Raw genomic sequence first — 20,789 nt, 5'->3', positions numbered from 1 at the left:
ATCGGCACTGAAGGCAACCGGAAGGTTACCTCCAGTGCTCTTCAGCGCCGCTTCCGGCGTTCCGTCACGACGCTGACGCCGCCGCGCCGGCCCCGGGACCTGCGTCATCGGCGGCCGGGGCGCGCCGGCGGTCGCCGAGGCGCTGGCTGATCACCTCGGAGACGCCGTCGCCCTTCATGGAGACCCCGTACAGCGCGTCGGCGATCTCCATCGTCCGCTTCTGGTGGGTGATCACGATCAGCTGCGAGGACTCCCGCAGCTCGGCCATGATGCCGATCAGCCGCTGGAGGTTGGTGTCGTCCAACGCCGCCTCGACCTCGTCCATCACGTAGAACGGGCTGGGCCGCGCCTTGAAGATGGCCACCAGCAGCGCGACGGCGGTCAGCGAGCGCTCGCCGCCGGAGAGCAGGGACAGCCGCTTGACCTTCTTGCCGGGCGGGCGGGCCTCCACCTCCACGCCGGTGGTGAGCATGTCGTCCGGGTCGGTCAGCACCAGGCGGCCGTCGCCGCCGGGGAAGAGCCGGGAGAAGACGCCCTCGAACTCCCGCGCCGTGTCCCGGAAGGCCGCCGCGAACACCTCCCGGACCCGCTCGTCCACCTCCTGCACCACCGTCAGCAGGTCGCGGCGGGTGGCCTTGAGGTCCTCCAGCTGCTCGGTCAGGAAGCGGTGGCGCTCCTCCAGGGCGGCGAACTCCTCCAGGGCGAGCGGGTTGATCTTCCCGAGCTTGGCGTACTCCCGCTCGGCGCGCCGGGCCCGCTCCTGCTGCTCGGCCCGGACGTAGGGACGCGGCTCGGCCGCCGCACCCTCGGCCTCGCCGCCGCTCCGCCGGCGCCGGCGCGACGGCGCGGGGGCGGCGGGGCGCCCGCTCACGGAACCGTCCCCGGTGACGCCGTCGGTGGTCTCCGCGTCGGCGGCGGGCCGGCCGGCGGCGGGGAGATCGCCCTCCTCCGGCTCCACGACGGGCGGGATGAGCTGGTCCGGGCCGTACTCGGCGACCAGCGTCTCCGGCGAGACGCCGAACTCCTCCATCGCCCGGTTCTCCAGCTGCTCCACCCGCAGCCGCTTCTCCGCCCGCAGCACCTCGTCGCGGTGCACCGTGTCGGTCAGCTTCTCCAGCTCCGCCGCGAGGTCCCGGGCCCGGGAGCGCTCGGCCGCCAGCTCCTCCTCGCGCGCGGACCGCTCCCGCTCCACCTCGGCCCGCGCCGCCGCCGCCCGCTCCAGGGAGACCTCGGTGAAGGCCAGCAGCGCCTCCGCGCCGGTGGTCACCGCCTCCGCGACCCGCCGTTCGCGGCCGGCCCGGCGGCGCCGCTCCTCCGCCCGGGCGCGCGCCTCGCGCTCCGCCCGGGCACCACGGTCGAGGGCGTCGGCGCGCCCGGCCAGCGACCGCGCCCGCTCCTCGTGGGTGCGCAGCGCCAGTCGGGCCTCCATCTCGGCCTGCCGGGCGGCCGTCGCGCGTGCCGCCAGCTCGTCGCGGCGGCCGGTGTCCGGCTCCTCCTCGACCGGGGCCTCCTCCGCCACGGCCAGCCGCTCCTCCAGCTCGGCCGCGGCCTCGGCGGCCTCCACGCCGGCCGCGGCGGAGCGGCTCGCGGCGGCCGACAGCCGCTCCGCCTCCCCCTCGGCGGCACGCGCATGCCCGCCGAGCCGGCCGAGTTGCGCCGCGGCGGCGGAGGCGGCCTGCTCCACCCGGCGGCGTTCGGCGGTCAGCTCCCGCACCAGCTCGGCGGCGGCGCTCCGGGCCGCCCTGGCCGCCTCGTGGCGCTCCGCCAGCCGCGCGCACTCCTCGGCGAGTTCGTCCAGCCGGGCCGCCGCCTCGTCCACCGCCGCCTGCACCTGCAGCAGGCTGGGCGCGCCGGGCGAGCCGCCGTCGGCGCGGCGCGCCCCGAGCAGGTCGCCGCCCCGGGTGACCGCCGTCAGCTCCGGGTGGCGCTCCACCAGGGCGCGGGCCCCGGTCAGGTCCGGCACGGCGACCACGCCGCGCAGCAGCTCCCGCACGGCCGCCAGCAGGCCGGCCGGCGCCCCGTCGGCGACGCCGACCAGGTCGGCGACCGGTGCGCACCCCGGCGGCAGGTCGGGCAGGGCGGCAGGTGTGGGCAGGTCGTGCGGGGCCGGCCCGCTGGCCGGGCCGGGCGCGGCCAGCAGCAGGGCCGCCCGTCCGGCGTCGTCCGCGCGGAGCAGTTCCAGGGCGGCCACCGCCGTCGCCGGGTCCGCGACCACCACGGCGTCGGCCGCGCCGGCCAGCGCCGCGGCGACCGCCTCCTCCCAGCCCGCCTCGACGGTCAGCAGTTCGGCGGCCGGGCCCAGCACCCCGCCCCGGCCCGGACCGGCGAGCCGGTCGCCGGCCTCCAGCAGCGCCCCCGAGCCGTCCTTGCGCCGCACCCCCAGGGACAGCGCCTCGTGGCGGGCGGTCAGCGCGGCCCGCTCGCGCTCGGCCGCGGTGACCGCCTCGCGGGCCTCGCCCTGGGCCCGCTCGGCCTCCTCCAGCGCCGAGGTCGCCTCGGCCAGCCGGCGCTCCAGGTCGGCGGCGCCCGCCGGGGCGTCCGCGCCCGGCGCCCCGCCGGCGCCGCCGGCCGCCCCCTCCACCTCGGCCCGCAGTTCCTCGTACTCCAGCCGCGCCCGCTCGGCCCGCTCCCGGGCCTCCTCGGCGGCGACGGCCAGCCGCGCGGTCTCCGCCTCGGCCGAGGCGGCGCGGCCACGGGCCGCCGCCACCTGACCGCGCAGCCGGGCCAGCCCCTCCCGACGGTCCGCCAGGGCCCGGGCCGCGTCCCGCAGCCGGCGTTCCTCCTCGGTCAGCTCCTGCTCCACCTCCGCCCGCCGCTCCACGGCCCCCTCCAGGGCGGCGCGGGCCGCCTCCACGGCCTCCGCCAGCTCGGCCTCCTGCTCGCGGACGCGCCGCGCCTCCCGCTCCATGTCCTCCGGATCGCGGCCCCGCCGCTCGTCGGCGCCGGCGGCCGCGGACGCCGCGTGCCGGGCCCGCTGCCGCGCGAGCCCGACCGTGCCGCGCACCCGCTCGGCCAGCTGGGAGAGCCGGTACCAGGTGTCCTGCGCCTCGGCCAGCCGCGGGCCGAGGGCGGCCACCGAGGTCTCCAGGGCGCCCTCGCGGCGCTGCGCGGCGGCGAGCTGGGCCTCCACGACGGCGCGGCGCTCGCGCAGCGCCGCCTCGTCGGCGGTCTCCGCCTCCAGGGCGTCACGCAGGGTGACCAGGTCGTCGGCGAGCAGCCGCATCCGGGCGTCCCGCAGCTCGGCCTGGATGACGCCGGCCCGGCGGGCCACCCTGGCCTGCCGGCCGAGCGGGGCGAGCTGGCGGCGCAGCTCCGCGGCGAGGTCCTGCACCCGGGTGAGGTTGGCCTGCATGGCGTCGAGCTTGCGCAGCGCCTTCTCCTTGCGCTTGCGGTGCTTCAGGACGCCCGCCGCCTCCTCGATGAAGGCCCGGCGGCCGGCCGGGTCGGCGTGCAGGACGGAGTCGAGCTGCCCCTGCCCGACGATGACGTGCATCTCGCGGCCGATGCCGGAGTCGGACAGCAGTTCCTGGATGTCCAGCAGCCGGCAGGTGTCGCCGTTGATCGCGTACTCGCTGCCGCCGTTGCGGAACATGGTCCGGGTGATGGTCACCTCGGTGTAGTCGATCGGCAGGGCGCCGTCGCTGTTGTCGATGGTGAGCGAGACCTCGGCGCGGCCCAGCGGCGGGCGGCCGGTGGTGCCGGCGAAGATGACGTCCTCCATCTTGCCGCCGCGCAGCGACTTGGCGCCCTGTTCGCCCATCACCCAGGACAGGGCGTCCACCACGTTGGACTTCCCGGAGCCGTTCGGTCCGACCACGCAGGTGATGCCGGGTTCGAGACGGAGCGTGGTGGTGGAGGCGAACGACTTGAATCCGCGGAGGGTCAGGGTCTTCAGATGCACGGGCGGCTTCCTCAGGCAGGGGGCGCCGAGGGACTCTACCCGGACGAGTCGGTGCAAGTCGGGTGCCGCGCGGGTCCCCGGGCGCGGACGGCGCCGGGGAAATGGGCCGGAAGAGTTTCGCGATGCGGCAGGTGGGGCACATCCCGGAGCAAGTCAGCAGGAACACACCGCGGAGACACCCGCACACCGGCCGTGCACACGGGCCCGTGCACAAGGCCGGCGGCGGCGGGCGTCGCGTTCCACGGGCGACGTGACCGCCGCGGGAAGCGATCAGCGCGAAAGGGGGCAGGGTCCGGCGTCCGGAAGGGCGTCACCCACGGCACGGCCGCTGCGGCAGGCGGCTCGCCGGTGGTCGGCGACCGGGGTGGTCGACGGACCGGGTGGTCGGCGAGCGGCCCCCACGCACGAAAGAAGGGACGCCGGCGAGGGCGTCCCTGACGGATCCCAGCCGCGGGGAAGACGCGGTGTCGATCCGGTGTGGCGGGGTGGCGACGACCACGGTCCGTGGCAGCCGCACGATCCGGTCACGCGCCCAACCGCGCATGCCGGCCGGTGTGACGGCCGGATGCGCCGGCCGCGCGCGCCGATCGCGTGGTGCCGGATCGCGTGTGACGGCGCACGGGCCCCGGAGGAGTACGGCGGCTCAGGTGAGAGCGGGCTCCGGCCGCTGCGACTCGAGCGTGCTCAGCAGGTGCTCACGCCGAGCCGCGTCGACCAGGGCGTCGTTCTCGGCCTGGACCCGTACGAGCTCGGACTCCAGGTCCTGTACGCGCTGCTGTAGACGTCGCATCTCGGCGATGAGTCGCGGGTCCGGGCCACCGAGGTGACCGAGAAGCGCCTTAGCCATGATGGATGGTCCTCCACGATGAAGTGACCGACCGCGAGAAGGGGTCGGGAACCGTCGCACCCGCAGGCGGCAGATGAGGGCGGGGGCGTGATTCCAGCGTCTCACCAAAAACACTGAGGGTCAACACGATCACAGCGCGCGACGCGCCGTCCCACTCGCTCGGCCCTGCTCGACGCGGCGCCGCCAGCCGCGGAGCGACGGCCCCCGGTACGCCGTGGAGGCGGCCGGAAGGGGGAAGCCGTGGAGATCCACTTCCCTTGGTCGGTAGCCAAGCATGTTCGGGCGGCGATTGCAATCGCTATGCCCCAACACCCGCCTCGGGCCGCCGAATTCGGGTGTCGTCGCTGGTCGGCGCCGGACCGACGGGCGGTGGCGGGGCCGGACGGCGCCCGCCCCGGCGGGCCGCGGAGGGCCCGCGCCGGCCGTGGCCGGGGCCGCCCGGAGGCCGCCGGGACGCCCGGCTTCACCCGTTCGGCGGAGTCGCTCAGCGCATCGCGAAGCCCTCCGGCCCCCCGGAGGGCTCGCCCCACATCTCGGTCACCCCGGTCACCACGCCGGGCGTGTCGGGCCCGCGCAGCCACTCCAGCAGCGCCTCGCAGCGCTCCCGGGGCCCCTCCGCGGTCACCTGCACCCGGCCGTCGGCCAGGTTCACCGCTGCGCCGCGCAGCCCCAGTTCGAGCGCCCTGGCCCGGGTGAACCAGCGGAAGCCGACACCCTGCACGGTGCCGCGCACCCAGGCGATCAGACGGACGGTGTCACTCACGTCCTCACCGTATCGGGTGAGTTCACCGGCGTAGTCCGGACGCCGCCGCGCGTCGCGCCTACTGTCCGAATTCGAGCGCCACAGCAGGACCACGGTGCCCGAACGGCCCAAGCACCGCCCCTCCACCGGGACAGCGGCGCGCCCGGCGGGCGAGGGTGACTGTAGGGACCACGACACAGGGAGAGGAAATGCACACCCGGTGTCACCGTCCCCGCAACGGACCGCACCAGGCAACCGCCACGCCGGGGCGCCGGAAGCGCCCACGCCGCCGAGGAGGACGTACCGGCCATGACGACCGCGAGCCGCCGCACTTCCGCACTCCCGTACGCCTGCGGGGCTGCCCTGACCCTGCTGCTGACCATCGCCCCCGCCGGGCCCGTCCACGCCGCGAACCGCCTGTCCAGCCGGGAGGTGGTGGAGCTGGTCAACGAGCAACGCCTCCGCGAGGGCTGCCCCAAGCTGACCGCCGACGCGGAGCTGACCCGGATGGCCCGCGCGCACAGCCGGGACATGGCCGAGCGGGTGTACTTCAGCCACACCACCCCGGACGGGACCTCGCCCATCGAGCGCGCCGACGAGGCCGGCGCGGAGAACTTCGTGGGCGAGAACATCGCCCGCGGCCAGGACTCCGCCTGGGAGGTGGTGCACGACTGGCTGGACAGCGACGACCACCGCAACCACATACTCGACTGCAGTGCCCGCACCACCGGCGTGGGCGTGGCCGACGGCCCGGAAGGCCCGTACTGGGTCCAGGAGTTCGGCTGGTGACGCGCCGGGCGGCCCGGCCGGGGGAGCCGGCCGGGCCGCCCGGGCGTCACCCGCGGCGCTGGCAGCGCGGGCAGTAGTAGCTGGAGCGGTTCATGAAGCTCTCCCGCACGATCGCCCGGCCGCACCGGCCGCAGGGCAGGCCGGCGCGCCCGTAGGCGTCCAGCGAGCGGGCGAAGTAGCCGCTCTCGCCGTTCACGTTCACGTACAGGCTGTCGAAGCTGGTGCCGCCGGCCTCCAGGGCCGCCTCCATGACCGCCCGGACGGCGGCCAGCAGGCGCTCGGTGAGCGGCCGGGTCATCGTGGCGGTGGGGCGCTCGTAGTGCAGCCGCGCCCGCCACAGCGCCTCGTCGGCGTAGATGTTGCCGACCCCGCTGATCAGCGTCTGGTCGAGCAGGGCGCGCTTGAGCCCGGTGCGGCGGGCCCGCAGGGCGCGGTGGAACGCGGCGTCGTCGAAGAGCTCGTCCATCGGGTCGCGGGCGATGTGCGCCACGGAGCGCGGCACCATCAGCCGGGCCGGGTGCTCCGGCACGGCGGTACCGGGCACGGCCACCACGGTCCGGGCCACCGCGGTCGGTGCCGCCGCGTTCGGCGCCGCGGCCCCCGCCGCCCGGCTCTGCCGGGCCCCGGCGGGCAGTTCGGCCGGCACCCCGGGCTCCACGGCCAGTCCGCCGAAGGTGCGCTGGTCCACGAAGCGCACCTCGCGCCCGCCGTCGTCGAAGGACAGCCGGACCCGCAGGTGGGTCTCGTCCGGCGCCTCGGGCGGCTGGACCAGCAGTTGTCCGCTCATCCCGAGGTGGGCCACCAGGCAGGGGAACTCCGGCACGTCCGGCGGCTCCCCGCCGCGGCCCAACGGGGCCGACTGCGCCGACGGCACGGGCGGGGCCGACGGCGCGGGTACGCCCGGGACCGCGTCCTGCGCCGGCTCGTCCAGCAGCGGCAGCCACAGGTACTTGCCGCGGCGCAGCGCCGGCCCGAGCACCCGCCCGACCAGCCGCGCCGCGAAGTCCCGCTCCCCCGCGACGTGCCGCCGCACCGCCCGCGGGTGCAGCACCTCGACGGCGGCGATCCGCCGGCCGGAGGCCCAGCGCTGCAGCCCCCGGCGCACGACCTCGACCTCGGGCAGTTCGGGCACGGCTCCTCCGCCTCTCCCCTCGTCCCCCTCATCGCCGGCCGGACGCGGCGGCGGGCGCGCGGGACCACCGCCCGCGCGACGCTCCCGCTGCTCCGCCGGCCGTTCCCCGCCGGCTGTTCAGCCACGGCTGTACCCCGCCGGACCCGTCGTCGCCGGGACCCGGCGGGCGTCACGCTCGGGGGGAGACCTCGCCATCGGCCCGGGCGGGCGGTCCGTGGACCACCCGCGTCCCTTCCGATGGCGGGGCCTCTCACCGACTGCGTGCTTCCCGCTCCCCCACCGTCGACCGGCGGTCCGCCCCGCGGGGCGTTCCCGGCCACTGGTCGGGAGGGCTGGGGTCCTGCCTCACCGCGCCCGGCGCCATCACCTCGGCGACACCGGACACGCGCCCCGGAACACGGCTCAGGCGGCGGGGGGTGCGGCGCTGCCCTGCTCGGGCCCGTCCGGCCGCTGCCCGTTCGCCGAACCGCCGGAGGCGGCCGGCCGCCCGGCGGGCTCACCCGCTCCCGTCCCGTCCACGGCCAGGCCGTGCGCGGCACGGATCGCGTGCCAGGCGGTCTGCGCCGCCTGCTGCTCCGCTTCCTTCTTGCTGCGGCCCGAGCCGGCCCCGTAGTCCACGCCGCCCACCCGCGCGGCGGCGGTGAACGTCTTCTCGTGGTCGGGTCCGCTCTCGGTGACCGCGTACTCCGGCACGCCGATGCCGACGGAGGCCGTCAGCTCCTGGAGGCTGGTCTTCCAGTCCAGGCCGGCGCCGAGGTTGGACGAGCGCTCGATCAGCGGGTCGAACAGCCGGTGCACCAGTTCGGAGGCGGCGTCCAGGCCCTGGTCCAGGTAGACGGCGCCGATGATGGCTTCCAGCGTGTCCGCCAGGATCGAGGACTTGTCCCGCCCGCCGGTGCCTTCCTCGCCCCGGCCCAGACGGATGAACCGTCCGAGTTCGAGGCCGCGGCCGACGTCCGCCAGCGCCCGGGAGTTCACCACGGCGGCGCGGAGCTTGGCGAGCTGTCCCTCCGGGAGATCCGGGTGGATCCGGTAGAGGGTGTCGGTGACGACCAGCCCGAGCACGGAGTCCCCGAGGAACTCCAGGCGCTCGTTGGTGGGCAGGCCGCCGTTCTCGTACGCGAAGGAGCGGTGCGTGAGCGCGCGGACCAGAAGGGCGGCGTCGAGCTGGTACCCGAGCCGCCCTTCGAGGTCCACGTGGGGCGAGGCTTCGTCCGACTGGTTCGCCTTGACCGGCCCTGGCCGGCGGCTGTCTGACATCGAGCCTCTCACCCGCCGATCAGACCTCGAGGACCTGACGACGGTTGTAGGTGCCGCAGCTCGGGCACGCGATGTGCTGCAGCTTCGGCTCCTGGCAGCGCTCGCACTTGATCAGCGAAGGTGCGACGGCCTTCCACTGGGCACGACGGTGGCGCGTGTTGCTGCGCGACATCTTCCGCTTCGGGACAGCCACGGCTACTTCTCCTGGTTCTCATCGGCACGCGAGGCGCCGCTGTCGTCGTACTCCCCGGCGCCCCCGGCATCCGGACCGGTGTCCGGGGAGGCAACGGCGAATTCCTGCAGTGCCGCCCACCTGGGGTCGACGGCTTCGTTGTGCTGGTGGTCCGGATCGTCGGCCAGGCGCGCCCCGCAGTCGGGGCACAGGCCCGGGCAGTCTTCCCGGCACACCGGCTGGAGCGGCAGTTCGAGCACCACCGCGTCCCGCAGCACCGGTTCGAGGTCGAACAGGTCGCCCTCCAGGCGGAGGGCCTCCTCGTCCTCCTCCTCCGGGGCCACGGGAGTCCTACCCGCCACCGGCTCGGACTCGGGGTAGGCGTACAGCTCCTGGAAGTCGGCCTCGAACTCGTACTCGACCGGCTCCAGGCAGCGTACGCACTCGCCCTGGACGGGACCGCGCGCGGTCCCCGTGACCAGGACGCCCTCCATCACGGCCTCGAGGCGGAGGTCGATCTCGACGTCGGCACCCTCGCGGATGCCGATGACCTCGATCCCGAGGTCCTTCGGCGCGGGAACCGTCCGGCTCACCCTCCGCATCGACCCAGCACGACGACCCAGCTCGCGGGTGTCGAACACGAGCGGGTCGCGGGGATCGATGGCGTTCAGTGGTCCTGCTCTCAGGTTCGCCCGCGGCCGGGTGGGCGCGCGGGGTGATGCGGGTCTCGTCGTGGGGTTCCGGCGGACGTCAGCGTCCTTCCCGTGGCCGCGCCACCCGCACCGAAATCGCGCGGGCAGCCGGAGGGAACGGCGGACGGCAGGCCGGTGAGCCAGGATACGCGACGATCCGTGCCGCTCCCAACCGGCGGTGGTCCGGCGGGGGCCGTCCGGCCGGGTTCGGGCCGGTGGGAGGGCCCGACGGGAGGGGCCGGCCGGCGGGTCGGGGCGGGACCGACACGGGTCCGAGGCGGGTCGGCTCGGGCCGGGGTTGGCCGTGGTCGCCCGGGTCGGGTCGGCCGGCACGGCGTCCGGCCGACCCGACCGGGAGCGGCCTCAGCCCCGGCCGTCCAGCTCGCGCAGCCGGTCGACGTCGATCACGCTGGTGTCGAAGAAGCTCGTCTCGTCGAGCGTCCCGGGACCCTGCTGCTGGTGCGGGAACGGCGGGTAGCCGGGCTGCGGCGGCTGCCCCTGCGCGGCGTACTGGCCGGTGTCGTAGCCCTGCGCCTGGTAGGCGCCGGCGCCGGACGGGTCGTAGCCGCCCTGGTAGGCGTTCGGGTCCGCCGGGTACTGGCCGGTCTCGTAGCCGCCCCCGGCCGGGTAGCCGGCCGGCTCGTACGGCTGCTGGTCGCCGTACGGCGACTGGCCCGGGTACCCCTGGGGCTGCTCGCCGTACCCCGCGCCGCCCTGGCCGTCGTCGAACGGCTGCCCGGCGCCCCCGGTCTGGTAGCCGTCCTCCTGGTAGCCGTCCTCCTGGTAGGGCGTGCCGCCCTGCCCCACCCCGGCGCCCACGACCGGGGCCTGCTCGCTGGCGAAGGCCGGCTCGCGGCGGAACGGACCGTCGTCGTCGAAGCGGTTCTCGCCGGGGAACGGCGGCTCCTCACCGGTGTCGAAGTCGGCGTCCGCGCGGGCCGCCGCCTCGTCCGCCGCCGCCATGTAGGCGCCGAGCTCGTCGGAGGGGCGCTTGCCGAGCAGCTTCTCCCGGCCGCGCCCGACGGCGTTCAGCGTCTTGGTCAGCACGACCTCGAAGTTGGCCAGCTTCTGGTCGACGTAGTCGTCGGCCTCGCGGCGGATCTCCTCGGCCTCCCGCCGGGCCTCGGCCAGCACCCGGTCGGCGGCGCCCTGCGACTCCCGGGCCACCGCCGTCTGGGAGACCAGGCTGCCGCGCTCGTTGCGGGCGCCCTCGATGATCCGCTCCGCCTCCCGCCGCCCCTCCTCGACGACCGCGTCACGCTCCGCCAGGACCTGCTGGGCCTGCTGGAGTTCGGCCGGCAGGGCGGCCCGCAGCTCCTCGATGATCTCGATCATCTCGGCGCGGTTGATCACGCAGGAGGCCGACATGGGCATCGACCGCGCGTTCTCCACCATCTCCAGCAGCTCGTCGATCTTCGCAGAGACGTCCACTTCGGCTCACGTTCTCCCTCGTCGGATACCGCCGGCGACCCCTGGCGACGCGACCGGGCGGGGACCCGCGGTCGGTCGCTCGGTCGGTCGCACAGTCGGTCGCACGGCACCCTACGACTCTACGGCCACGGGCGTCGCGGGGGTCCGGCCCGTGGTGGACTCACGGTGACGCGCGGGGTGCGCGCGGGGTGTGGCAGGGGTGTCGGGGGGTGCTCAGGAGTCGCGCAGCCGCTGCCGCAGCCGCGCCCCGACGTGCGCCGGGACCAGGCCGGAGACGTCGCCGCCGTGCGAGGCGATCACCTTCACCAGGCTGGAGGAGATGTGCGACAGCGCCGGGTCGGTGGGCAGGAACAGCGTCTCCACGCCGGTCAGGTGACGGTTCATCCCGGCCATCTGCTGCTCGTAGTCGAAGTCCGCGGCCACCCGCAGGCCCTTCAGCACCACGGGCACCTCGTGCTGCCGGCAGTAGTCCACCAGCAGGCCGCCGAAGGCCTCCACGACCACGTTGTCGAGGCCCTCCACGGCCATCCGGATCAGCTCGATCCGCTCCTCGATGGGGAACAGCCCGCGCTTGTCCGGATTGACCAGCACGGCCACCCGCACCTCGTCGAAGAGGCGCGCGGCCCGGGTGAAGACGTCCAGGTGACCGTTGGTCACCGGGTCGAACGACCCCGGGCACACCACGCGCCGCACCGTCCCGCTCATCGCCCGTCCCCCGCTCCGTCGCCGCTCTCGCCCGCCTCGACATCCTCGGCCTGGGCGTCTTCCGCCTCGGTGTCTTCCGCCTCGGTGTCGGCGCCATCGGTGCCGGCGCCCCCGCCGGCGGCGCGACCGTACCAGAGGGTGCCCTCGCCGTACCTGCGGGAGCGCAGGCCCTCGAAGCCCGCCGGCCAGACGAACTCCCCGGACCGGGTGGCCCGCTCCACCGTGACCAGCGCCCCGGGCGCCACCCAGCCGCCCTCCAGCGCGGCCGTCAGCAGCGCCGACAGCTGCTCCTGGGTCGTCGCGTACGGCGGATCCAGGAAGACCACGTCGTACGGGACCGCGGGCGGCGGGGAGGCCACCACCCGCTCCGCGCGGGCGGTGCGCAGCTCGGCCCCGGGCAGCGCGACGGTCCGCACGTTCTCCCGGATGGTGCGCGCCGCCCGCTGGTCCGCCTCGACCAGCAGGGCGTGCGCCGCCCCGCGGGACAGCGCCTCCAGACCGACGGCCCCGGAACCGCCGTACAGGTCCAGCACCCGGGCGCCGCGCAGCGTGCCGCGCAGCGACTCCCAGCTGGAGAACAGGCCCTCCCGGGCCCGGTCGGACGTGGGCCGGGTGCCGCTGCCCGGGGGGACGGCCAGCCTGCGCCCGCCGGCCGCGCCCGCGATCACTCGGGTCACCGCTTCGTTCTCCTTCGTCGCCTTCACCGGCCCCGCCGGCCGGCCTGGCCGCCCGGGGCGTGCTGCCCCCAGCCTCTCAGGTGCCGGCGATCAGCCCTTCTCCAGGTACTCGGCACGCTCGTCGTCCACCAGGTTGTCCAGCGCCGTCCGCAGGTCCGGGTGGTCGGCCAGCTCGGGATCCGCGGCCACCACCGCGATCGCCTCCTGGCGGGCCTGCGCGATCAGCTCCTCGTCCTCCAGCACGGTGACCATCCGCAGGCTGGAGCGACTGCCGGACTGCGCCTGGCCGAGCACGTCGCCCTCGCGGCGCTGTTCGAGGTCGATCCGGGACAGCTCGAATCCGTCACGGGTGGCCGCCACCGCGTCCAGCCGCGCCCGCGCCGGGCCCCCGCCCGGGGCGTCGGTGACCAGCAGGCACAGGCCGGGCGCGGAGCCACGGCCCACCCGCCCGCGGAGCTGGTGCAGCTGGGAGACGCCGAAGCGGTCGGCGTCCATGATCACCATCACGGTGGCGTTGGGCACGTTCACGCCCACCTCGACCACCGTGGTGGCGACCAGCACGTCCACCTCCCCGGAGGCGAAGCCGCGCATCACCTCGTCCTTGGCGTCCGGCGCCATCCGGCCGTGCAGCACCTCCACCCTCAGCCCGGCCAGCGGCCCCTCGGCGAGCAGCCGGGCCACGTCCAGCACGGCGAGCGGCGGGCGCCGTTCCCCGTCGGCGCCCTCGGCGCCCTCGGCGCCGTCGTCCTCGTCGCCCCCGTCCGGCTCGTCGGCCGCCGGGCCGGTCGGGGCCGCCGAGCCGTCGCCGTCGTCGAGGGCGAAGGCGCCGGCGGCGGGGCGCCTGGTCCGACTCCGGCGGGTCCCGCCGGCCGGCGCCTCGCCGGCGGAGTCCTCGTCGTCGCCGATGCGCGGGCAGACCACGTACGCCTGGTGTCCGGCCTCCACCTCCTCGCGCAGCCGCTCCCAGGCGCGGGTCAGGAAGTGCGGCTTCTCCGCCGCCGGGACCACGTGCGAGGAGATCGGGGCGCGTCCGGCCGGGAGCTGGTCCAGCACCGACGTCTCCAGGTCGCCGAAGACCGTCATGGCGACGGTGCGCGGGATCGGCGTCGCCGTCATCACCAGCAGGTGCGGGGTGCGCTCCGCCTTGGCGCGCAGCGCGTCGCGCTGCTCGACGCCGAAGCGGTGCTGCTCGTCCACCACGACCAGGCCGAGGTCGTGGAAGGAGACCACGTCCTCGATCAGCGCGTGGGTGCCCACCACGATGCCGGCCTCGCCGGTGACCAGGTCGAGCAGCGCCTGCCGGCGGGCCTTGGCACCCATCGAGCCGGTCAGCAGCACCACCTTGGTGCCGCGCTCGTCCCCGCCGAGCAGCCCGCCCTCGGCGAGCGGGCCGAGCATCTCCACGATGGAGCGGTGGTGCTGCTGGGCCAGCACCTCGGTGGGGGCGAGCAGCGCGGCCTGGCCGCCGGCGTCCACCACGGTGAGCATCGCGCGCAGCGCGACCAGCGTCTTGCCGGAGCCCACCTCGCCCTGCAGCAGGCGGTGCATCGGGTGTTCGCGGGCGAGGTCCGCCGCGATCTCCTCGCCCACGGCGCGCTGGCCGTCGGTGAGGGTGAACGGCAGCCGGGCGTCGAACGCGTCCAGCAGACCGCCGGGCACCGCGCGGCGCGGCTGGGCCGGCGCGGCCCGGTCCGCGGCCCGGCGGCGGGCCAGGGCGACCTGGAGGACGAACGCCTCGTCCCACTTCAGGCGGTCCCGGGCGGCCTCGACGTCCGCCCGGGTGCGCGGGCGGTGCACCTTCTCCAGCGCCTCGGGCAGGGTGAGCAGGCCGCGGCCGGCGCGCAGCGACTCCGGCAACGGGTCGCCGACGCCGTTCCAGCCCTCACGGGCGAGGGAGTCCAGCGCCACGTCCACGCACTGGCTGATCTTCCAGGACGGCATCTTGGCGGCCGCCGGGTAGACCGGGATCAGGCGCCCGGCGAAGGCCTCGGCGGCGCCGGAGGCGCCGGGCGTGCCGTCCTCGGCGGTGGTGTCGCCGTCGAGGAGTTCGTAGTCCGGGTTGGCGAGTTGGCGGACGCCGCGGAAGACCCCCACCTTGCCGGCGAACATGCCGCGCCGGCCGGGACGGAGTTCCTTCTCGCGCCACGCCTGGTTGAAGAAGGTCAGGGTGAGGCTGCCGTAGCCGTCGGTGACGACGACTTCGAGGAGGTTGCCGCGGCGGTTGCGGAACTTGCGGTTGGTCACCTTCTCGATGCGCGCGACGACGGTGGCGTGCTCGTCGAGCTGGAGGTCGTCGAGCCGGGTGAGCTCGCCGCGCTCGGCGTAGCGGCGGGGGTAGTGGCGCAGCAGGTCGCCGGTGGTGCGCAGGTCGAGGTGGTCGGCGAGGACCTTCGCGGTGCGGTCGCCGACGAGCGCGCGCAGTGGTTCGTCGAGGCGGGGGGCGTCGGTGGCGGGCATGTTCCGGGGCCACACCTTTCTCTCTGCTCACTGGCTCACCCACCTGCGGCGGGCCTGACCCCCGAGCGCCGCCCGGCGCCCGCCGCGAGGCCGCCTCCTATTCCACACCACACCTCCGACGAACACCGGGGAGGACGGGCGGGGGTGGGGTGGTGGGGGCGGGTCTGGGGCTGGGGTGGCTCCGAGGGCGGGGGTGGGTCTGGGGGCCGGGGGTGAGTCTGAGGGTGGGGTGGCTCTGAGGGCGGGGTGGGCTTGAGTTGTGCGGGTTCGGAGTTGTGCGGGTTCGGAGTTGTGTGGGCTGAAGTTGTGCGGGCCCGGGTGCCGTGCTGCGCGGATCGGAATCCGGGCAGCACGGCACGCGGGCCCGAAGGGGGTCCCCCTATTTCCACGCTCTCATGGGAACGGGGGGTGACGGCAGTCCCCTCTTCCGGCCTGTGGACAACTCCGCCGCGTGCTCGGGAAGCAACGGAACCCGGCCCCAGCCAGTAACCCGCCAGTCCGCCCGCCACGGAGACACGCATCCAGAAAATGATCAGAAGAGGAAAATCGCCGAGCGAAAAGCGACAAACAGGCATGAAATCCGGGCAGCATGCCACCACGCCCGAAGGGGGTCCCCCTATTTCCACGCTCTCATGGAAATAGGGGGCGGTGGGAGACCCCTCCTCCAGCCTGTGGACAACTCCCGCGTGGCGGCGAAGAGCCCGGCGGCGTCCCGCCCGAGGGGGTGCTCACTCCACGCCGATGGTGAGCACCGGGTCCGCCGCGCCGCTGTCATAGGAGACCACCTCGGCCTGCGGGGCCAGCGCCTGGACCTGCTCCGTGAGTCGTTCCACCAGGCCGGCCGGCGCCGTGGCACCGACCACCAGCGTCACCAGCTCCGGCACGGCGCCCCCCTCGCCCCCGGCCGGGCCGTCCACCAGCAGCGCCTCCAGCGCCCGTACCGCCCCCTCCTCGACGTCCCCCACACCTGCCGCCCGGCCCCCCTTGCCGGCGCCCGCTCCCCGGCCGGCGGCGCGGCGGCGACGGCGGCCGCGCGCCAGCGGCGAGCCCGAGTCCTCGCCCCCCGCCGGGACCTCGACGTGGCGGGTGGCCGCGGTCGCGGCGGTCATCGCGCCGAGATCGTCGGCGTAGTCCCGCTCCGGGGCGTGCACGGCCAGGGCGGCGAGCAGGTGCACGCTGCTTCCGCAGGGCACGACCGCGCTGCGCCGGCCCTCGGCGGTCAGCAGCTCGGCGGCGCGGAGAGCGGCCTCCTCCTGCTCGGGGCGCTCGCACAGCCACAGCACCTCCGCCCCGCCGGCGGACCGCGCCTCGGCGGCGAGCCGCTCCGCCGCGGCCGGCTCCGTCGGCTGCACCGGCAGCACGTGGGCGCCGTGGTCGCGCAGCAGGGCGATCAAGCCGTCCCCGGAGGCGAGCGCGATCACGGTCCGCGAGGGTGCCGCCGCGGCCGCCTCCTCCACGTCGGCGGCGGGGGCGCCGGCCACCGGATCGGCCGGGGGCACGGCCGCGGCGGCGGGAGCGGCCTCGAAGGCGTCAGAGGTCGCCGCGCCGGCCGGCGTGGCCTGGTCGTTCGGGGAGCAGCAGGGGTCGGCGGACGGCCGTCCCTGGGGCGCGGGGGTGAGCAGCGTGATCCGGATGCGGTGCGGCCGGCCGGCGGCTATGCCGGCCTCGACGGCCGCGCCGGCGTCCGGGGTGTGCACATGGACGTTCCACAGCCTGGGCCCACCGACGACGACGAGGGAGTCGCCGAGGGAGTCCAGCGTGGCGCGCAGCCCGGGGACGGCCTCGCGGGGGGCGTCGAGCAGGTACATGACCTCGAAGCCGGGGCCGCCGGGGTCTCCGGGCACGGCCGGCCGGCCGGGCAGCTCGCCCCGGCCCGTGTCCGCCGGCGCGGCGAGCTCCCCCGGCGCGGGAACGCCCCCGGGGCGGGAGACGGGCCGGGGATCGGCGAGGGCTTCCGGTGTCGGGCCCTCCGTTGCGGGGCGGCCCTCGATGACGGCGGCGAGCGCGTCCAGCACGGCGACCAGTCCACGCCCACCGGCGTCCACCACGCCGGCGCGGCGCAGCGTGTCGAGCTGGTGCGGGGTCCGGTCCAGGGCGTCCCGGGCGGCGGCGACGGCGGCGCGGGCCACCGCGACCAGGTTGCCGGCCGCCCGGTCGGCGGCCTCGGCGGCGGCGCGGGCGACGCTGAGCACGGTGCCCTCCACCGGCTGGGTCACGGCCTCGTAGCCCGCCTGCACGGCCCGGGTCAGCGCCCGGCGCAGCTGGACGGCGTCCCAGTCGGGCTGCTCCGCACCGGCCGCCACCCCGCCGGTGGCGGCGCCGGCGGTGTCGCGCCCGAGGCGGGCGGAGGAGGCGGCCGGCTCGTGCGGCGCGGGGGTGGTGCGTCCGCCGGGGCCGCGCCGTCCGTAGCCGGCACGGCCGCCGGGGCGGCGCCCACGGTGCCCGGTGGCGGCGCGGGACGGGCCCGGGCGGGCGGGTTCGTCGGGGCCGGCGGACGCGGTGGGACGCGGGGCGCCGGTGGCCTCCGGGTCGGGGCCGCCGACCGAGTCGGCCATGCCGCGCAGCAGCTGGGCGAGGATGGCCCCGGAGTTGCCGCGGGCTCCGATCAGGGCGCCGTCGGCCATCGCTCGCAGGGCCTCCTCGACGCTGGGGCCGCCGGAGGCGCCCGGGGCATCGGGGGCGCCCGCGGCGTGCGGGGCGCCCGGTACGTCCCCGCCGCCGGTCCCGTCGGCCGGGGCCGTGTCGCCGCGGCCGACGGCCGGGGGTGCGCCGGCGCGGTCGCGGGCGCCCCTCCGGCGGTCGGTGGCGGCGGCGCGCCCGGGAGCGGCGGCGCCGCCCGTCTTCCGGGGCCCGGGCCGGGCGTCCTCCGGGTCGCCGTCCGCGCGTTCGAAGCAGCGCTCGACGGCGGCCGCGGCCGACTGCAGGGTCAGGTACAGGTTGGTGCCGGTGTCGCCGTCGGGCACCGGGTAGACGTTGAGCGCGTCGATCTCGTCGCGGACGCTGGCCAGCGAGTGGAGCGATCGGCGGCACCATGCGCGTACGGCCGCCGCGTCGAGCCTGTCCAGCACCTACTCCTCCAGCCGCCACGGGCGCCGGGCGGCGGCATCCGCTGCCGCCGCGGGTGAGGGTGTCGCAGGTCCCGCGGTCGAAGTCCCAGACTAACGACCGGGTGTGGCGGGCAGGTGACGTCCGTGGGGCGGTTGGATGCCCGCGGGGTGCCTCCGGGCGGCTCGGAACCGGTGGGACAAGTGGTAGGTTTCGCCGGCCGGGAGGCTGCGGGTTATGCTTCTCAGGTTGCTCGGCACCGCCGGGCCTTCCGCTCGGCGTCACTTCTCGGGACGCCGCCGCGTACCGAACGTAAGCTCATCTCTTGTCTTTGGAGTGACTCCCGTGGCTGCCAACTGCGACGTCTGCGGCAAGGGGCCGGGCTTCGGCAACAGCATTTCCCACTCGCACCGCCGCACCCGCCGTCGCTGGAACCCGAACATCCAGACGGTCCGCGCGGTCGTGGGGCGCACGCCGAAGCGGCTCAACGTCTGCACCTCGTGCATCAAGGCCGGCAAGGTCACGCGCTGACGCGCTGACCCGTCCGGGGGAGCCGTCCGGCTCCCCCACCGGTCCGCAAGGTTCCATGGCTGGTGGCCCACCGCGTCGCGGTGGGCCACCAGCCGTTTTGTTCGTGGGCTCCCTCCGGCGGGGCCGCCCGGCTCCTGGGAGCGGGCGGGCGGTCCGCCCTCCGGGCGGCTCAGGGCGTGCCGTGCCACCCGTGCCACACCGGGCCGATGCCCCCGCCCAGCGGGAAGCCGGCGCGGATCGCCCCGGTGACGTACTCCTTGGCCCCGGCGACCGCCTCCGGCACGTCGAGGCCGCGCGCCAGCCGCGCCGCGATCGCCGAGGCCAGGGTGCAGCCGGTGCCGTGGGTGTGCCGGTTCGGCAGCCGGGGCGCCCGGTAGACGTGCTCGGTCTCGCCGTCGGTGAGCAGGTCGACGGCGTCCCCGGGCAGGTGGCCGCCCTTGACCAGCACCCAGCGCGGGCCGAGGGCCAGCACGGCCTCGGCGGCGCCGCGCAGCTCCCGCTCGTCCTCCACCCGCACGCCGGTGAGCTGCTCCACCTCGTGCAGGTTCGGGGTGACGACGGTGGCCAGCGGCAGCAGGCGGTCGCGCAGCACCGACACCGCCTCCTCGGCCAGCAGCGGGTCGCCGTGCTTGGAGACGCCCACCGGGTCGACGACCACCGGGCAGTCCACGCCGCCGAGCAGCTCCGCGACGGTGCGCACCAGCTCGGCCGAGGAGAGCATCCCGGTCTTGACCGCCTGCACCCCGATGTCGTCCACGACGCTGCGGAACTGCGCCCGCACCGCCTCCACCGGCAGGTCCCAGGCGCCCTGCACGCCCAGCGAGTTCTGCGCCGTGATCGCCGTGATGACGCTCATGCCGTGCACCCCGGCCGCCAGCATGGCCTTGAGGTCGGCCTGGATACCGGCGCCGCCGCCGGAGTCCGAGCCGGCCACGGTGAGCACCCGCGGCGGCGCCACGGGCGGCGTGGGCACCGCGGCCGCCGCGGGCGCGGGGCGGGCGGCCGTGCCGGCGGCGGGGGCGGTGGCGTCGTCGGTCGTCGGGGCGGGGTTCGCCCGGGCGGCCGGTGCGGAGTCGGCGGTCACCTGGTCAGCGGTCACCCGTGCAGCCTACAAAGGCGTGCGGGGTGCGTCGGCGCGCGGGATCAGTCGCCGAAGTGGTCCCAGCCGCCGGCGGTGGTCCACGGAGCGCCGTCCACGGTGACCCGGCCGCCGTCCGGGGTGGTCGCGGCCTTGAGCACCTGTCCGACCCGGCGCCAGCGCGCGGGCAGGTCGGCGTCCGGCGGGAAGGTGGCGACCAGCGCGTGGTCCTCGCCGCCGGTGAGCACCCACTGCATCGGGTCGACGCCGACGGCGTGACCGATGTCGGCCATCTGGGCCGGCACGTCGAAGCGCTCCGCCCGCAGGTCGATGTGGACGCCGGAGGCGGCGGCGATGTGCCCCAGGTCGGCCACCAGGCCGTCGCTGACGTCCATCATCGCGGTGGCGCCGAGCGTGGCGGCCGCGGGGCCGGCGTGGTACGGCGGCTCGGGGCGGCGGTGCGCCTCCACGAAGGCGCGCGGCGAGCGGAAGCCGCGGGAGAGCACCGCCAGGCCGGCGGCGGACCAGCCCAGCCAGCCGGCCACCGCGACGACGTCGCCGGGACGGGCCCCGGAGCGGGTGACCGGGGCACGGCCCTGGAGGTCGCCGAGCGCGGTGATCGACACCATGATGGTGTCGCCGCGCACCACGTCCCCGCCGACCACGGCGGCGCCGGCCACCTGGCACTCGTCGCGCAGGCCGTCCATCAGCTCTCCGGCCCAGGTCACCGACAGGTCGGCGGGCGCGACCAGCCCGAGCAGCAGGGCGGTCGGCGCGGCCCCCATGGCGGCCACGTCGGCGAGGTTCTGGGCGGCGGCCTTGCGGCCGACGTCGTAGGCGGTGGACCAGTCGCGGCGGAAGTGACGCCCCTCCAGCAGCACGTCCGTGGTGGCCACCACCCGGCCGTCCGGGGCGGCCACCACGGCGGCGTCGTCGCCCGGGCCGACCTGGACCGCCGGGGTCCGGGGCAGCCCACCGGTCAGCACCTTGATCAGCCCGAATTCGCCGACCTCGCCCAGCGTGCCCTGCTGCATGACGTCCTCCACCCTGCCTTCCCGTGCCCGGTGAGGGGCCGAAGGGATCCACGCGTCCGGCACGACGCCGGTTCCGACTACACGGGAACAGTGTGGTGCACGCTGGCGGGCCGCGGGGGGTGCCGGTGCCCGCGGCGGCGCCGGCGGCCCGCCCGGGTGCTTCGCGCCGTTACCGACCTGACGAGGGGGTACGCGCACGGGCCCGGCGAGGTAGCGTGTCGTTTCCCGACCTCGGCGCCCCGGCCGCACCGTCGCCCCAGCCGGAGCACCGGCGCCCGCGCCGGACGGAGTGCCGA

16 protein-coding genes are annotated in these 20,789 nt (G+C 76.3%); 2 read left to right on the top strand and 14 right to left on the bottom strand.

Going from position 1 to position 20,789, the window contains the following annotated elements:
- Positions 1–64: 64 nt before the first annotated feature.
- From smc to FHU37_RS17860, 3 genes are all read right to left on the bottom strand, one after another.
- Positions 65–3,901, bottom strand: coding sequence for a chromosome segregation protein SMC (gene smc / locus FHU37_RS17870; protein ID WP_179815158.1), 3,837 nt, complete (start codon positions 3,899–3,901; stop codon positions 65–67).
- A gap of 643 nt (positions 3,902–4,544) precedes the next feature.
- Positions 4,545–4,748: a hypothetical protein gene (locus tag FHU37_RS17865; protein WP_179815157.1), complete on the bottom strand. Its 204-nt coding sequence runs from the start codon at positions 4,746–4,748 to the stop codon at positions 4,545–4,547.
- 484 nt (positions 4,749–5,232) lie between these two features.
- Positions 5,233–5,511 carry an acylphosphatase gene (locus FHU37_RS17860; RefSeq protein ID WP_179815156.1) on the bottom strand — a complete coding sequence of 93 codons (279 nt, stop codon included), beginning with the start codon at positions 5,509–5,511 and terminating at the stop codon, positions 5,233–5,235.
- A gap of 288 nt (positions 5,512–5,799) precedes the next feature.
- Here FHU37_RS17860 and FHU37_RS17855 point away from each other — a divergent pair, with 288 nt between their 5' ends.
- On the top strand, positions 5,800–6,279 hold the full coding sequence (locus FHU37_RS17855; RefSeq protein ID WP_179815155.1) for a CAP domain-containing protein: 480 nt from the start codon (positions 5,800–5,802) through the stop codon (positions 6,277–6,279).
- A 46-nt stretch (positions 6,280–6,325) separates the two neighbouring features.
- On the opposite strand, the gene FHU37_RS28395 is transcribed toward FHU37_RS17855, so the two are convergent.
- From FHU37_RS28395 to FHU37_RS17805, 9 genes are all read right to left on the bottom strand, one after another.
- Complete coding sequence (locus FHU37_RS28395) at positions 6,326–7,411, bottom strand: Fpg/Nei family DNA glycosylase (RefSeq protein ID WP_312892657.1); 1,086 nt, start codon at positions 7,409–7,411, stop codon at positions 6,326–6,328.
- Between the two features lie 402 nt (positions 7,412–7,813).
- Positions 7,814–8,671, bottom strand: coding sequence for a ribonuclease III (gene rnc / locus FHU37_RS17840; protein WP_179815154.1), 858 nt, complete (start codon positions 8,669–8,671; stop codon positions 7,814–7,816).
- A gap of 19 nt (positions 8,672–8,690) precedes the next feature.
- Positions 8,691–8,864, bottom strand: a complete 174-nt coding sequence (gene rpmF, locus FHU37_RS17835) for a 50S ribosomal protein L32 (RefSeq protein WP_179815153.1) — start codon at positions 8,862–8,864, stop codon at positions 8,691–8,693.
- Between the two features lie 2 nt (positions 8,865–8,866).
- Entirely contained in the window at positions 8,867–9,445 is a 579-nt protein-coding gene (locus FHU37_RS17830; protein ID WP_179815152.1) for a YceD family protein, read from the bottom strand.
- A 453-nt stretch (positions 9,446–9,898) separates the two neighbouring features.
- On the bottom strand, positions 9,899–10,966 hold the full coding sequence (locus tag FHU37_RS17825) for an ATP synthase subunit B family protein (RefSeq protein WP_179815151.1): 1,068 nt from the start codon (positions 10,964–10,966) through the stop codon (positions 9,899–9,901).
- Between the two features lie 213 nt (positions 10,967–11,179).
- Positions 11,180–11,659 (bottom strand): pantetheine-phosphate adenylyltransferase, encoded by a 480-nt coding sequence (gene coaD / locus FHU37_RS17820; RefSeq protein ID WP_179816357.1) that lies wholly within the window; start codon positions 11,657–11,659, stop codon positions 11,180–11,182.
- An 8-nt stretch (positions 11,660–11,667) separates the two neighbouring features.
- On the bottom strand, positions 11,668–12,348 hold the full coding sequence (gene rsmD, locus FHU37_RS17815) for a 16S rRNA (guanine(966)-N(2))-methyltransferase RsmD (RefSeq protein ID WP_179815150.1): 681 nt from the start codon (positions 12,346–12,348) through the stop codon (positions 11,668–11,670).
- Between the two features lie 90 nt (positions 12,349–12,438).
- Positions 12,439–14,805: an ATP-dependent DNA helicase RecG gene (locus tag FHU37_RS17810; RefSeq protein WP_179815149.1), complete on the bottom strand. Its 2,367-nt coding sequence runs from the start codon at positions 14,803–14,805 to the stop codon at positions 12,439–12,441.
- Positions 14,806–15,533: 728 nt separating this feature from the next.
- A complete protein-coding gene (locus FHU37_RS17805) occupies positions 15,534–17,429 on the bottom strand; it encodes a DAK2 domain-containing protein (protein WP_512699029.1) in 1,896 nt (631 codons plus the stop codon).
- A 766-nt stretch (positions 17,430–18,195) separates the two neighbouring features.
- Here FHU37_RS17805 and rpmB point away from each other — a divergent pair.
- On the top strand, positions 18,196–18,381 hold the full coding sequence (rpmB, locus tag FHU37_RS17800; protein WP_179815147.1) for a 50S ribosomal protein L28: 186 nt from the start codon (positions 18,196–18,198) through the stop codon (positions 18,379–18,381).
- Positions 18,382–18,550: 169 nt separating this feature from the next.
- Here rpmB and thiD read toward each other — a convergent pair whose 3' ends face one another.
- Together thiD and FHU37_RS17790 are read right to left on the bottom strand one after the other, a co-directional pair.
- Complete coding sequence (thiD, locus tag FHU37_RS17795; RefSeq protein WP_179816356.1) at positions 18,551–19,354, bottom strand: bifunctional hydroxymethylpyrimidine kinase/phosphomethylpyrimidine kinase; 804 nt, start codon at positions 19,352–19,354, stop codon at positions 18,551–18,553.
- A gap of 170 nt (positions 19,355–19,524) precedes the next feature.
- Positions 19,525–20,493, bottom strand: a complete 969-nt coding sequence (locus tag FHU37_RS17790) for a thiamine-phosphate kinase (protein WP_179815146.1) — start codon at positions 20,491–20,493, stop codon at positions 19,525–19,527.
- Positions 20,494–20,789: the final 296 nt, after the last annotated feature.

The organism is Allostreptomyces psammosilenae (assembly GCF_013407765.1).
GTDB classification, from domain to species: Bacteria; Actinomycetota; Actinomycetes; order Streptomycetales; family Streptomycetaceae; genus Allostreptomyces; species Allostreptomyces psammosilenae.
This window is presented reverse-complemented; position numbering and strand designations above follow the sequence as displayed.